Raw genomic sequence first — 14,606 nt, forward strand, 5'->3', positions numbered from 1 at the left:
CTCTATTCATCTAATTGAGGTGTTTTTTGATACATATAAGCAAAATACTTAATTGAACAGGAGAAAAAGCGTGAAAAAGTACATATCACTGATTTTAACATTTATTTTAGCGTTTACGAGCGTACCAATTACTTCTGCACAAGAAGTGATGTCATCCGATGCTGAGCTGTCTAATCTTTCAGTTACGGATGCAGTGTACAGCCAACAGCCTAAGGATCTAGATCCGCAAGATATTATTACAATTTCCTCAGTAGCTGAGAAATTTCAAGTTGATGGTGACTGGGTTTACGGTGAAATGTCCAAAGGATACCTGCTGCACCATATCTATGAGGGGCTGCTGGAGAAGCAGCGCGGAGGATCGTACGAGCAGTATATGAACCGCTTGTATCCTGGTGTTGCGCAACAGATTGCAGTAACGACAAGCGTGTATAATACGGCTACGGTAACGACAAGTGTGTATGATCATTTGTCGAAAGTGGAGAGTGACGGGAATGTTAAGAAACCAAGCGTTACAGACTCTGTGTATGAGATTCCCAAATTTCGTCGCTCCAAGCGATCCCTGTCTTCTTCTTCGAACTATGATAGCTTTGCATTGAAGCAAAAAGAGCTGAAGTTCGATCACGCACCGTATTCAGTCGGGAGCGTTGGCGAGAACATTTCGACAGTCGACGGTTCTCTGCATGTAGAGCAAACTGATCTTATTCTTCCAGGACCGAATGGTTTGAACTTCGAATTGCGTCGTGTGTACGATAGTTCGCGCGGTAAAGATGATATTTATTATAATGAGAGAGAAAATAAACAAATGTCCCGCAAGTCGGAAGAAGATTATCGTTCTTCGCTGGGGAAGGGGTGGATGTGGGATATTCCTTATCTTAAAGTAGCTGAGGATCAAAAATTCCTTTATCTGCCCCAGCGTGGAACATTTGCGATAGACGGATATGATCTGGTGGGGTATCCCTTTAGAGATTTGAGTTTTGGCCCGCATTACGGCGAATCGAAAGGGTCTGACGAGCCGAAAGATGCTAGATATGTTCTTACCGATTACAAGCAGGGATTGGATTACTATTTTGACGAAGGCGGCCTGCTTCTGCAGATAAAAGACGAATATGATAACATTCTCGACTTTTACCATAGAGGCATGAAACTAATTATGGTTGTTGCTTCTACCAAAGAGGGGAAGAAAAGTTCAAAATACAATGTTCTCTCCATTCGAGACAACGGTAATGATGTAGAAGCAAGGGTATATTATACAGATCCTGCGACGAATCAAACAAAGGATCAAGTTGTTAAATATATCAAAGAAAAGATATCTTTTAATTTTAATGACGAATATGTATTAAAAAAGGTTATCGATCCGGTTGGGCGAGAAACAACTTATTATTACGATATTCGTCAATATATGCCATCCAACATTGATCCGACATACAGTGTGTATAATAAAGAGGAAAATTTCAACGAACAAATGTTCTATTGGGGAAAAACCGATTGGGTAACGCTGGGGATGATTGAGCATCCGACCAAAGCACAGTCTAAGTTCACTAGTTCAACCGTACTCCGTAAACTAGGTTTTTACGCGATAGAATACCAGGTCATATATAATGAACGCAAACTACTGTATAGCACGAATAACGCTACCGTCGTCTCTGATCGGCAAACCGTTACTTTTCCAAAAGATTTTGGAAAGATATTCGGAAATGTTACCTATGATGTTAGCGTGGATGATGGCCGTACCGTAACGAAGCATAACTATTCTGTTAGTTACAGAGAAGAATATGAAAAAATGAATGAGGGGGATCGCCATACGTTTCCGCTAGATCCGCCGATTCTTTATCATAATAGAAGCGAAACGACAGCAAAAGGAAGCAACGAACGCAAGACTGTTACCTACGAATATAATAAAAATTCGAAAAGGGAATTGATGCATTCCAAGCCCCTTAGCATTTCGGAAACCAATTACGGAGCTTCGGGATCTTCTACGAGAACGACAAGTTATAAATATGATGAATACGGAAATGTCATTGAGGAGACTAAACCGCTTCAAGGAACCAGTTACTATGAATATGAGTATATCCCTCAAGCCGAGGCTCGAAAATTAACGAAAATGACTACGCCTGTTGGGCCTCAGTCCAACCTGATCGCTAAGTATGAATATGAAACCGAGCATGGTGGTCTTCAGCAGGCTACGCTGCAAGACGGTCAGGGACGGTTATTGAATCAAGTTCGCTATGAGCGCGACGTGCATGGCAATCCGACGACAATTCGAATCAAAGGCGATAACGCGAAGGATACCGTCATTCGGCAGGAATTCAATGAAACCCATAACTATATGTTCCCGAATAAGCAATCGGTAACGGTGACGGATGCGGATGGCGCGTCCGGAGAGCTGACGAGTCAGGCCATATATATTCCCGAGACTGGCATGCTGTATCAATATGTGGATGGAAAAGAGGATATAACCTATACGTATGATGATTTGAATCGTGTAACTGCGGTAACTTATGCTGACAAGTCGCAAACTAAGATTAAATATGACGACGAGAACAACCATATTGTTGTCACGGATGCGGCCGGACAACAAACGGAGCGATTCTTTGATCCTTTCGGGCGATTGATCAAGGAAACGAATGGGCGAGGGACGGCAGAGCATCGTTACAACGAATATGGCGATTTGATTTCCAAGGGAGACTTCAACGGTTCTGCTACGCAATATGAGTATGATGCTTGGGGACGTGTCATAGCCGAACAACCGGGGTATTTTGCTGCTACGCGTTATCAGTATGATGATGGCGCCAATACCAAGATTACGATGGATGGCACAAATAACCCGATTAAAGAAACGTATGATATTCTAGGCAGAGTGACAGTGAAGGAAGAGATCAAGCCATCTGGAAATGTGGTGTTGGCGCGTTACGTTTATGATTATGCAGGAAATGTAACGAGCTCAACGGACGCGAATCAGAATGATGAGACCAAGTATGAGTATGATGTCCTAGGAAGATTGCTTGCTGTAACGGATAGCGAAGGCATGACAACCCGTTATCAATATGATCTGTCCGGAAATATGGTCGAAGTCAAATATCCAGACGGCAACACGGTGCAAAAACGATATGACGAGATCGGCCGATTAATTAAACAAACGGATCCGAACAAGCAAAGCAAGAAAGTGTACTATGATGCGAATAGTAACATCTCCCGCATCATCGATAAGAAAGGCCAGTCTCAAGCCTTTGTATATAATCATCTTGATTTGCTGACAGAAGCCAAAGCTGCTGACGAAACGATATCGTACAGCTACGATGCCTCAGGCAAACGATTGTCGATGACCGATGGAACAGGGACGACAACGTATGATTATTATCCAACAGGTGAACTAGCAGGGATTCGATACCCGGATCAAACGGGGCTGAGTTTTGATTACGACACTCGCCAGTTGAGAACGAAGCAAACCATTAGCGCATCGAGCGGTACCATGACATCGAATATAGATTACCTCTATGAGGCAGGGGTTCCGACAAATCTGCAAACACTTGATGGGAATGGCGCTACTCTATTCAAGTTTACGTATGATTATGACCAACAATCCAAGAAGCTTGCTAAATTGAGTTCGTCAAATGGACTCAATGAAGTATACAATTACGATGGTTATAATCTGGCAAGTATCCAACAGAAGCAAGGAGAAGCGCTGTTTGGAAACTACAGCTATACCTATGATAACAACCGAAATATCACGGCTAAAAACGATAATGGAGCAGCTTATCAATTTAGCTACGATAAACTGAACCGAATCAAGACCTCAAGCCAGTTCAATGAGGCATATACGTACGACCAACGAGATAACCGCAGCACCTTGCAAAGCGATCAGGTACCGGATATCAAGGGAGCCAGCTACGCGTACGACAGCCGCAATCGTCTGACCCAAGTGACGACGGAGGACGGTAAGGCTGTCAGCTACCGTTATAATGGGGATAACCTGATGGTAGAACGCACCGAAGGCGGTGTAACGACCCGATATTACTATGACGACAGAGCAAAGATTGTAGCAGAAGGTAAGGTAGAAGCGAACGGCAGCGTCACAATTACAGCTGCGTACGTTCATGACTCGAACGGCAAGCTGCTGGCTCGTCAAGTTCCGGGACAGAATGGTCTTCAGTATTATGTATCCAACGGACACGGCGATATAACGGAAATCCGAGATGCGCAAGGAAATGTATTGAATCGCTATACGTACGATATCTGGGGCAATCCGTTGGTTCAAGAGGAGACGGTTCCAAACATTTTCCGCTACTCGGGAGAGTACTGGGATGCATCAACGAATCTGCAATATTTGCGCGCAAGATGGTATGATCCAAGTGTAGGTCGGTTTATTAATGAGGATACGTATGAAGGGGATATTAAAAGTCCACTTAGTTTGAATTTGTATGCGTATGTGGAAAATAATCCACTCATCTACACCGATCCCAGTGGTTATTGCAAAGCAGGTAAAGATACAGGTTGTTACGTTGATTCTTTTAGTGGCGTTGACCAGTTTATAAATGAAATATGGTACGATAATCTTGAAATGCTAAAGAGTGCGTGGAAAAATTATCAATCTGATAAATCGAACTGTAACTCGCAAAAATGCATCAATAATATCTCTGCTAATCAAAAAAGGGTCGAATCATTGGCTGATGAGATTAGGAATAATCCATGTAACTACTCCATTGCAGGAGGTTGTATTGATGGTCAAGCCTCTTTTGCAATTCAAAAGGGTAAAGCTATTGGTATAGTTGTTAAACCTATTGAACAACCAAGTTTATCTGATCTATTATTTGGCACGAAAGCTAGTGCTAGTGGGTTGCCTGATAGTACAATAGGTGAAAATAGCTACGGAAAGATAGTGCATTATTATCATGGAATTGAACATGCCCCCCCACATGTACATGTATATGATAAGAATGGTAAGATGACAAGGGTTGGCCAAAATGGAAAGCCATTAGCTGGAAATCCAGAGTTAAATAGAATGCAACAAAAATTAGTTGATCAGTTTAGACCGCAAATTAGAAGTTCTGTCAGCCAGATAATGAAGTGGTATAGGACTAACAATAGAAGGTGATATGGTGAATTATCAAAATGCAATATCGAAAATTAATGGGATATTTGAGAGGAGGGAGGAAGAAAGTCTAACGCCTCAAACGGTAGATTCTATTCTAGCAACATTATCAACTTTTGAATTGGCGCAATTGCATGGGGATTTGAACAATCAGGCCCTCAACGGTATTTATAATATGATAAACTGCTTAGAGATTCCTACAGAAGCGAAGGAGCATGTAACATATAGATATTTTCTAGTACTAACTGAACAACATGAACAACTGAACAATGCATTGTTCCTTCAAATTATTAATGAATATAAAAAGACAAAATACTTGGCACTTGAAAGTCTCATAGTATATTTACTTAAGGAAGATAAGGTCAATGAAAATGATCTAATTCTTTTAAAGGATATTGGTACCCCAGTAATTATCAAAGAAATATATGCAAAAATGATGAGAAGCAAAATCGAAAAAAATCAGATGTTAACCGATGAGGATGTTAAACAATTGTTGAGGTATGAGAAATACAAAATTTTAGAATGTGCATTAGATAAGAATTTAGTGGAGTATCTTGCGTTACGCTTATTTCATTTCCCTGAAGAAGGTGAGCGTAATAAAAAACATAAGAAAGTCTTGTTTTTAAAGGCAACACAATTGCTTAATAATTGATATTTTATCTACATGATTGTTTTTCACTAGACCACATGCGAGTGTAACAGCTCCATGTGGTTTTTTTTGTTGTTGACATACTTGGTATGCAATAATATAATATTCCTGTAAGACATACTTAGTATGGCGGTGATGAGATGGTTGGACTACAATTTATATCAGATACATGGCAAATGGAGTATAAGACAGTTGCCGAGAAAGTTGGAGTATCTAAGCAGACGTTTCAAGATTGGATTAAGGGCAGAAGGAAGATACCGCAGCAGCGTTTAGCGCGGTTATCTGATCTCTTTGGAATCAAGGAGTTTGATCTGTTTCAGAAGGAGCTTACTGAATCCGAAAAGATCGATATTCAGATTCAATACTTCCGAAGAATGGATGTATTTGATGAGGTTAAGGTATCTCGCATTGATGAAAATGGTGAAGAGTTCACCACATCAGAGGTTGTATCTCAGAACAAGGGAATTATTGACTATCTTGAGGAAAGCAAAGAAACCAAGTTAATAGACAGCATTCGAAAAGCTATTAATGAAGAGTATGGTGAAAATTCTGAAGTCTTCCAAGATGTCGTTAAGCTTCTGTGTCAAGGAAAGCAAGAAGCAGAGATGATGAAAGCCTTGGTGTATCACTTAGCTCAACGAAACAGTATGTTTGGAGGTTACAAGCCTAAGTACAAGCAATTGAGCGAGAATGGCTTCTTGGACGATGTAGAATTGTTCTATCAGAAGCATAAAAACAAGTTTCAGCCGAAAGAGGACTAATGTCGCCCATTCTTATAACATATCTAATTACATCCAAGATTCTAGATTATCTTAAAAATAGAAAGAAGGTTACATATGTTTGACACCGTAAGATTGAAAGTAAGACCCGTTGCCATTGATTCAGGCACATTGAATCAGCTCACTGGTAAGGCTGTTACATTTTTAAGCAAGGAAACAGGTGCGTTAAATACAAGTTATACGATTTATGATGAACAAATTCCATATATGAAATATATCGAGAGTAGTCAAACCCTACATATCCAAGTCTCTATTCCCAAGTTCTTATATGGAGACAATGTAACAATATTAGAAGAAGAAGATATACCACTATTCTTCGATAGGTTGCAAGAAAGAATACAGCAGTTATTTTATATTCATATTCCACATTCCGAATGGACGGTCAGTCGATGTGATGTTTGCTGGAATTTTCAAGTTGGTAAGAATGTTGGTGATTACGTGAGGTTACTAAGCAAACAACAGTTAGCCTATAAGAACACGACTATGTACAACCAAGATCAGACTGTAAAATATTGGAATAAAAGTAGTGGAATCATGTTCTATGACAAGCATAAGCAAGTCACGAAAGCTAAGGAGTCAAGTGACATTATCGAGCGTGCCAAAGGAATATTGCGACTTGAAGTCAATCCGAGCGATAGCGATATGAAAAAGTATGCACCTACAAGGAAAGCCATTGAATTAATTGCCAAGCCATTCTTTAACTACATGACAGACAAGGTGCTTGGTCAGATCGAATATCCAGCAGAAGCTAGTAACATAGGTTTATCTTGGTTGATGGAAAACAAAGAGAACATATCCAAGATCGAAACCATGCTTGGCTTCCAAATGCTGCAACACATGTTTGATGAATCAACGCTAAGGCAGATATATAAACCGTCAACCTATGCCATCCGCAAGAGCACGGCAAAAAAAATGACAATTCCCAAAGGGAACTGCCTAAGTCCATTAGCTATAAACAGCTAGGAAACACATCCTCTCAGACAGGGACACGTTATTTTGCCGATAACGATAAAAAGTCCATGATGATGGATGAAATAAAAATAACATAATTATAATTGTACGTGAAAACTAAGAGAAATCAATCCACTACATAAAAAATGTTTACCATCACGATAACTGTTATCGGGGGGATGGTTTATACCCAAAGGCTTGAAATGAATTGGAGTAAAGGGCATAGCACATCCAGCGACCGACTATGGTTGCTTTTTCAAATGTCTATGCTTCCTGATCTTCAACAATTAGTTCATGAATCGAAATGTCTAAAGCTTCACAAACGGCTTCTAACGTTCGGATATAAACCCGATCAACAGAGTCGGAACATAGATGGTTAATCGTTGCATGTCGAATATTCATCTGTAAAGAGAGTTGCCGCTGGGAAATCCCTTTTTCGGCTAGTATTTCTTTCAATCTAATTTTTAATTTCATGGGAAAGTAATCCTCCACTAAATACATCATACTGTTAACCGTACTATATCATATTCTATCCATCCTAGCATTGATATATACGCTTAAAGGTAATACAATAGTTATATACTTTTAAGAGTATAACTCTTTAGCGTAACATTAATTCTAATTCGTGTAACGCTAGGGTTAACAGGGAGGTAATCCAATGAATGTCATAGGTTATGTTCGGGTTAGTACACAAGGACAAGCGAAGGATGGCTACAGCCTGTCTTACCAGCAAGATGAGATCAAAGCCTATTGTGAGCGGCAAGGATGGCATCTGGTTCATGTCTTTACCGATGAAGGCATAAGCGGTGCGAAGGTGGATGAAGAAGCCTTAGAAGTCGAACGTGAGGGTTTTCAAGATATGATGTCGTTCATAGCTAGCAATAAGGTTGATTACGTGGTTGTTCTAAACACTAGCCGATTGTGGCGAAGTGATCTAGTTAAAGTGCTTGTTCATCGTGAATTGAAAAGGCACAACATTGACATCCAAAGCATCGAGCAGCCAACATACAGCATATTTAAGAAAGACCCATCAGACTTTTTGATTAACGGTCTTATGGAGTTGTTGGATGCATACCAGCGATTAGAAATCTCAATGAAATTAGGTAGAGGGCGAAATAAGAAAGCATCTGAAGGCAAGTTTGCAGGTGGCGGCATTCCTTTTGGTTATAAGGGGAAACGAGGTTCAAAGAAAATCGTTATTGACGAGAAGCAAGCAGCCATTGTTCAACGATTATTCTGTCTTAAAGAGCAGTATCCTACATGGTCATTATCGGCATTAGCTGAGAAATTGAATGAAGAAGGGTTCTCTACGGAGCAAGGAAGGATGTTCACCAAGGTACAGGTGAAGCGAATCCTAGACCGTAAAGCATTCTATCAGGGCAAGTATCGTTACGGACAGATCGAAGCAGATGGAGTGCATCAAGCAATTATTTAGTCAAGGAACGCATTGAAGATAAATGAGATATTGCTAACGTGTCTTTGCGGCATTGACCGCTCGAACTGAGGATGCAAACTTATTTAACCATTGTTGTTCTAGCCACTCGTTTGAGTGGTTACTAATGGGCTGATACATACGGAGCAAGTGTCTGAGTAGCAACGATTCTTATTTGAAATGGAAATCAAACTCATTAGTAACAATTCAAATACAGAGGGAGCGGAGAAAAGTGATTGAACAGCAGAATCTTGTTTATGTAGGAGTTGACCTACATAAACAGCATCATACAGCCGTCATTATTGACTGTTGGAGCAAAAAGTTAGGGGAAATTAAATTCGATAATAAGCCGTCTGCATTTCCCTTGCTCGTTAAGGAAGTTAGGAAGTATGCCAAAAAAGGATTGTCGGTTGTCTATGGGCTTGAGGATGTAGGAGGTTACGGCAGAGGGTTGGCTGTCTATCTTAAAGAAAATCAATGCTGGGTGAAAGAGGTCAATGCCAAACTAGCAAATGCTAGAAGACAGAGCCATGTGACGGTTCAGAAGTCTGACAGTTGGGACGCTGAATGTGTTGCAAAGGTATTGAGAGATGAACTGGAGCGATTACCTGATGCTAAGCCGATCGATTTGTACTGGGCGATTAGTCAACTTGTCACGCAGCGGAAATGGCTTGCCAAAAGCCTAACTGCAACGGTAAAGAAACTACATCAACAGATTAGTTACCCATATCCAAGCTATAAGAAGTTCTTCTCTGAAGTTGATGGTAAAACGGCGTTAGCCTTCTGGGAAGCATATCCTTCACCGCACAAATTGAAAGACTTGCCAGAGGAAAAATTAGCTGAGTTTCTGCGAAGCCATAGCAATAATGGGCTTTCCCATAAGAAGGCTGGTCAAATATTATCCCTTGTTTCCGTTGATGGTGATACGTATCGTGACTTTCAAGATTCACGTGATTCGGTTGTGGTCAGTCAGGTAAGGTCGGCTGGCTTTTTCAAGAAAGAGATTGCTAGGGTTGAAGTTGATATCGAGCAGTTGATGGGACATCTTGGCTTCCAACTTGAATCCATGACAGGGATAGATATTGTGACAGCAGCGGAACTTGTGGCAGAGATAGGTGATATTCATCGTTTTCCAACAGCGGATAAGCTGGCTCGTTTTGCTGGTATTGCTCCAGTAATGGTTGGTTCAGGAAATAAGTCACGCAACCACAAAAGTAAGCAGGGAAACCGAGAGTTGCATGACATCATCAAAAGCCTTGCTATCCGTCAGATCGCCGTTACTCGTACTAAAAGAGTGCCGAGGAATCCCTATTTTCATGCTTACTATTTACAGCGGGTGTCCGAGGGGAAAACAAAGCAGCAAGCCATTATATGTATCATGAGGAAGTTGATTAATATCATCTACGCAATGATGAAGAAGAAATCAGCTTATGAGATGCCAACGATTCGGAGAGTGCAAGTAGGATGATATAATTGGTGGTAATTGGTTGAGAGAGCCAGTTGCCACCTTCTTTATTCTAAGTTCCGTTTTATAAACTAGGATACGTATGAAGGGGACATCAAGAATCCGCTGAGCTTGAATTTGTATACGTATGTTTACAATAATCCGTTAATTCACTTAGACCCTACAGGTAATGTTGTTTACCCAATTTCTCCGTCTTTAACTTGTGCGGTTGATATGGGAAATTGTAAATCAAATTTGGATGCACAAGTTAAGGCAGGTAAGGCGATAGCAGTTGAAGGGGCTAATTTCTTAATACTTGATGATGTAAATACGCTTATGAATCCTGATGGCTCTTTGAATGAAAAAGCCTTGACTCTAGCTTCTTTTCTGCCTTGGGGAAAACTATTAAAAGCAGAAAAAGTTGTATCTAAGGGTAGTAAAGCTGCGAAATCACTTGCAAAGTGTAATTGTTTTACAGCAGGGACAAAGGTATTAACAGACGAAGGGGAAAAGGATATCGAAGACATTGAAGTCGGAGATAAGGTTCTTTCCAAGAATGAAGAAACTGGCGAACAGGCTTACAAGGAAGTTACTGCCCTCCATCGCAACGAGAAAGATACTACTTATAAGTTGACGGTGGGTAACCAAGTTATTGAAACCACCGATAATCATCCATTCTGGGTTGAAAGTAAAGGATGGGTACTCGCTGTTGATCTTAAGGCGGGCGATGAACTAGTACAAAGCAACGGAAATTATCTAGAAATTGACAATATCGAAATTGTACATCACGATACAAAAGTAAAGGTTTATAATTTTACTGTAGCTGACTTCCACACATACTTTGTAAGCAGTTTAGGCATTTGGGTGCATAACATTGGTGGTTGCTTAGACTGGAGTAAGGCAGAAGCCCATGTTAGAAAACATGAAATTAACGACTTAACAAAACCATCGCATGGAATTTTTTCTGGTGATGCTGTAGAGATTGTTGAAGGCGCATGGGCAAAAATAAAAGACAAAAAAATTCGTGCCCAATATGACTCTAATCAAAAGAATTGGTATTATGAAGTTGTTTATAATAATTCAGGAATTGCGGGCGGGAAATTTGGCGATGGAAGTACTTTGAACAAAGTCAGAATTGTTGTAAATAATGCTTCTGAGAATCGAATAATTACTGCGTTTCCAAAATGAAATATTGTCACATTTAATTATTTTAAGGAGTTGCATGTTAGCTAGTGGATAATTATAAACATAAGGTTGACTGGTGTGATACATGTAATCAAGGATGGATTGAGGTTAAAAGAAATAGTGTTAGCAATAATATTCATTTTAGATGTTCAGAGTGCCTCAATGAGTACGAAAAGTACGAGGATATTAATACCGAAAAAGTCTTAAAAATTGAAGTGGATAGGCATGCGATAGATTTATCTGTAGAGGAAATTCTTCAACATAATCTTTGGAAGTATATTATCAAAGAATGGGAGAACTATCAGTTAGTTAGGAATGATGGGGTTATTATTAAAGTCTGGTCTAAAGAAAAGATGAGATTCATCAAACCCTAGTAATGTTGACCTTGAGGGTGGCAATCCTCAAGGTCTTTCTTTTACCCACCCACCCAGTGTGGATCGGCTACACTTAGTTGGACAGAAAAATTAAGGGCTAGTAGAATTAACACATCATAACAAGGAGCGGATCTACTATGCCAAGAATAAGACGAACATTTACAGATGATTTCAAGAAACAGATGGTTCAGCTATACGAGAATGGGAAATCAAGAGCAGACATTGTAAGTGAGAATGAGTTGAGTGCATCTGCATTGGATCGCTGGATTAAACAAGCCCACCAAACAGGTTCCTTCTCAGAGGAGGACAACCGCTCTCCAGAAGAAAATGAACTTATTGCATTACGGAAAGAAAACCAACGACTCAAAATGGAGAATGACATCCTAAAGCAAGCAGCGCTGATCATGGGACGAAAGTAAGTGTCATCCATCAAAATCGCGACAAATACTCGGTATCAGCAATGTGCGACGTCCTGCAAATAACTAGAAGTACGTACTATTATGAAGCAAAAAACTCCAGCAATGAAGATGGTATTACGAAGCTTATCGTTGAAATCTTCCAGAAGAACCGAAATGCATATGGTACAAGAAAGATTAAAGCAAAGCTTCACGAACGTGGACTTATCGTATCAAGACGTCGAATTGGCCGCATTATGAAGAAACAAGGCCTTGTTTCTTCATACACCGTGGCTCAATACAAACATCACAAAGCAACATGCAACGAATTGCAACAGGTAAATGAACTGAACCGCAAGTTCCAGCAATCCGAAGCTGAGCGCGTCGTTGTAAGCGATCTAACGTATGTCAAAATCAAAAACAGATGGCACTACATCTGTGTGTATTAGTTGACATCTTTAATCGAGAGATCATTGGCTCAAGTGCAGGGTCGAAAAAGGACGCAGCTTTAGTCACACGAGCCTTTGCTTCTGTGCAAGGAAATCTAAGTCAAATTCAATTATTCCATACCGATCGCGGTAGTGAATTTAAGAACAAGTTGATTGATGAGACACTTGCTACGTTCAAGATCGGTCGTTCCTTAAGCATGAAAGGGTGCCCTTATGATAACGCAGTTGCAGAAGCTACGTTTAAAATTATGAAGACGGAATTCATTAATCAGATGAACTTCCACAGTTTACATCACCTAGAATTGGAGCTATATGATTACGTAAATTGGTTCAACAAACATCGCATCCATGGAACCTTAGGCTATATGAGTCCAGTAGATTACAGAAGATTATCCCTTAAAAAAGCTGTCTGATTTAGTGTTGACAATCCAGAATTATATTAACGTAGCTCTAGATGGAACTATTTCGCATTAAATTAAGGAGGTACACATGTTTCAACTTAGCTTGTTTATAGAATGCAAATCTAATACTGAGGCATTAAACGTTCTAAATGTAGTGATACGTAGATTGAGTGATGAAGTAACATCATTTGATCTGATTGAAAATGAACCTTATTGGAAGGTGGATGGTTGGTTCAAAACTACGTGTAATTTTGAAACGATAGGCCCGCTCGATTATCAAAGAGCAGAAAAAATATTGAGAGTGATTTCGGATAAGTGGTCGTGGGATAAGGGGAAAACATCCGCCCATTCTAGCGTTAAAGAAATGCTAGCTGTTTTTTGTGATCCTATGATACAATTTTCAACTTGTTGGTTTGAGGATTTCGAGTAATCCTTTCACCTTTTTCGTCCTAATTGGCTATATGCCATTCAGAGCTTCTCTTTTGGAAGGGGGACGAATAACTCATTATTTAACCAACAACACATAACTTAAACAAAATATAAACCGGGTTTTACAACATAACGACAGGATCGTTCAATAGAACCAACAAACCAAACACTTGATCAACTTTCAAAAGCCCTTTCCCACTTGAACCATTAGTTAGGAAAGGGCTTTTTTACGTGCTCACAATCAAAGGAGGACGAAATGAATAGCAGAAGAAGTACAGGCAGCAGTTTAATGAGGATACGTATGAAGGGGACATCAAGAATCCACTGAGCTTGAATTTATATACGTATGTGAAAAACAATACGGATCGTACTGGGCACAATCCTGTAGCACTGACATTAATATTATTACAGCTATTGACTAATGGTGGTAAGGCTGCAACTGCAACTGTAGGAGCAGGAATTGCATTTGGAGATACGGCCATTTCTAAAGAAAAAGCTAAGTCTATTCCTTATACGGATGCAACAACAAAATAGGAATAATGATAGAATATTGTTGTATCATGGAACCACGACTAAAGATGCACAATCTATTATTAAAAACGGTGTTGATGTAACTTATGGTAGGGATAATTTGGACTTTGGGGCCGGATTCTACGTAACAAGAGATCCAAAACAAGCTTTGGAATGGGTAATGGATAGAAAAAAAGGTGTGGGACAGTATTGGTCTACTCTGTAAGTGAGAAAGAGTTCAATAATTTTTATGGCCTCAAACTTAATGGAGCAAGTAATGGATGGGAGAAGTTTGTTATTGCAAATCGCAAAGGGAGAACACATCCATATGATTTTGTTGAGGGGCCACACTGGGCCAATCCCAGTGCTAAAGGCAAGATAATTGGGAAAGTAATCAAATTTATTTATTATGGTAGTTAATCCCATTAATGGAAAAGGCTTGATGACCCGACGTTAAAGCCGTTATCTCTTAATGAGTAGTCATTTGTTTCCTATTCCTAACTTAATAGTTAAATAAAT

The 14,606-nt window shown here is 39.9% G+C and carries 11 protein-coding genes and 2 pseudogenes; 12 read left to right on the plus strand and 1 reads right to left on the minus strand.

Going from position 1 to position 14,606, the window contains the following annotated elements; all coding sequences use genetic code 11:
• The first annotated feature begins 70 nt into the window (after positions 1–70).
• From RQP50_RS02370 to RQP50_RS02385, 4 genes are all read left to right on the plus strand, one after another.
• Entirely contained in the window at positions 71–5,092 is a 5,022-nt protein-coding gene (locus tag RQP50_RS02370) for an RHS repeat-associated core domain-containing protein (RefSeq protein WP_315742954.1), read from the plus strand.
• Position 5,093: 1 nt separating this feature from the next.
• Positions 5,094–5,741 (plus strand): hypothetical protein, encoded by a 648-nt coding sequence (locus RQP50_RS02375; RefSeq protein ID WP_315742956.1) that lies wholly within the window; start codon positions 5,094–5,096, stop codon positions 5,739–5,741.
• 137 nt (positions 5,742–5,878) lie between these two features.
• Positions 5,879–6,499, plus strand: coding sequence for a helix-turn-helix domain-containing protein (locus RQP50_RS02380; protein ID WP_315742958.1), 621 nt, complete (start codon positions 5,879–5,881; stop codon positions 6,497–6,499).
• Between the two features lie 75 nt (positions 6,500–6,574).
• Positions 6,575–7,480 (plus strand): hypothetical protein, encoded by a 906-nt coding sequence (locus RQP50_RS02385; RefSeq protein WP_315742960.1) that lies wholly within the window; start codon positions 6,575–6,577, stop codon positions 7,478–7,480.
• A gap of 252 nt (positions 7,481–7,732) precedes the next feature.
• Here the strand turns inward: RQP50_RS02385 and RQP50_RS02390 are convergent, their stop codons facing one another.
• Positions 7,733–7,942: a helix-turn-helix domain-containing protein gene (locus RQP50_RS02390; protein WP_021259370.1), complete on the minus strand. Its 210-nt coding sequence runs from the start codon at positions 7,940–7,942 to the stop codon at positions 7,733–7,735.
• A gap of 184 nt (positions 7,943–8,126) precedes the next feature.
• Here RQP50_RS02390 and RQP50_RS02395 point away from each other — a divergent pair, with 184 nt between their 5' ends.
• The 8 genes and pseudogenes from RQP50_RS02395 (at position 8,127) to RQP50_RS29240 (ending at position 14,313) form a co-directional block, all read left to right on the plus strand.
• Positions 8,127–8,903, plus strand: coding sequence for a recombinase family protein (locus tag RQP50_RS02395; protein ID WP_072731456.1), 777 nt, complete (start codon positions 8,127–8,129; stop codon positions 8,901–8,903).
• Between the two features lie 229 nt (positions 8,904–9,132).
• The gene (locus RQP50_RS02400; protein WP_315742965.1) at positions 9,133–10,368 is read left to right on the plus strand and encodes an IS110 family RNA-guided transposase; all 1,236 of its coding nucleotides are present in this window, start codon (positions 9,133–9,135) and stop codon (positions 10,366–10,368) included.
• Positions 10,369–10,440: 72 nt separating this feature from the next.
• Positions 10,441–11,217: pseudogene (locus RQP50_RS02405) on the plus strand (polymorphic toxin-type HINT domain-containing protein); the annotation flags it as partial.
• A 359-nt stretch (positions 11,218–11,576) separates the two neighbouring features.
• Positions 11,577–11,903 carry a hypothetical protein gene (locus RQP50_RS02410; protein WP_315742969.1) on the plus strand — a complete coding sequence of 109 codons (327 nt, stop codon included), beginning with the start codon at positions 11,577–11,579 and terminating at the stop codon, positions 11,901–11,903.
• A gap of 137 nt (positions 11,904–12,040) precedes the next feature.
• Positions 12,041–13,160, plus strand: a pseudogene (locus tag RQP50_RS02415) (IS3 family transposase).
• A 76-nt stretch (positions 13,161–13,236) separates the two neighbouring features.
• A complete protein-coding gene (locus RQP50_RS02420; RefSeq protein WP_315742970.1) occupies positions 13,237–13,578 on the plus strand; it encodes a hypothetical protein in 342 nt (113 codons plus the stop codon).
• A gap of 329 nt (positions 13,579–13,907) precedes the next feature.
• Positions 13,908–14,111 carry a hypothetical protein gene (locus RQP50_RS02425; protein ID WP_315742972.1) on the plus strand — a complete coding sequence of 68 codons (204 nt, stop codon included), beginning with the start codon at positions 13,908–13,910 and terminating at the stop codon, positions 14,109–14,111.
• Positions 14,095–14,313 (plus strand): DUF3990 domain-containing protein, encoded by a 219-nt coding sequence (locus RQP50_RS29240; RefSeq protein ID WP_394358359.1) that lies wholly within the window; start codon positions 14,095–14,097, stop codon positions 14,311–14,313. The genes RQP50_RS02425 and RQP50_RS29240 overlap by 17 nt, the downstream gene beginning before the upstream one ends.
• Positions 14,314–14,606 lie beyond the last annotated feature (293 nt).

The organism is Paenibacillus suaedae, assembly GCF_032337355.1.
In the GTDB taxonomy this organism is placed as follows: Bacteria; Bacillota; Bacilli; order Paenibacillales; family Paenibacillaceae; genus Paenibacillus_B; species Paenibacillus_B suaedae.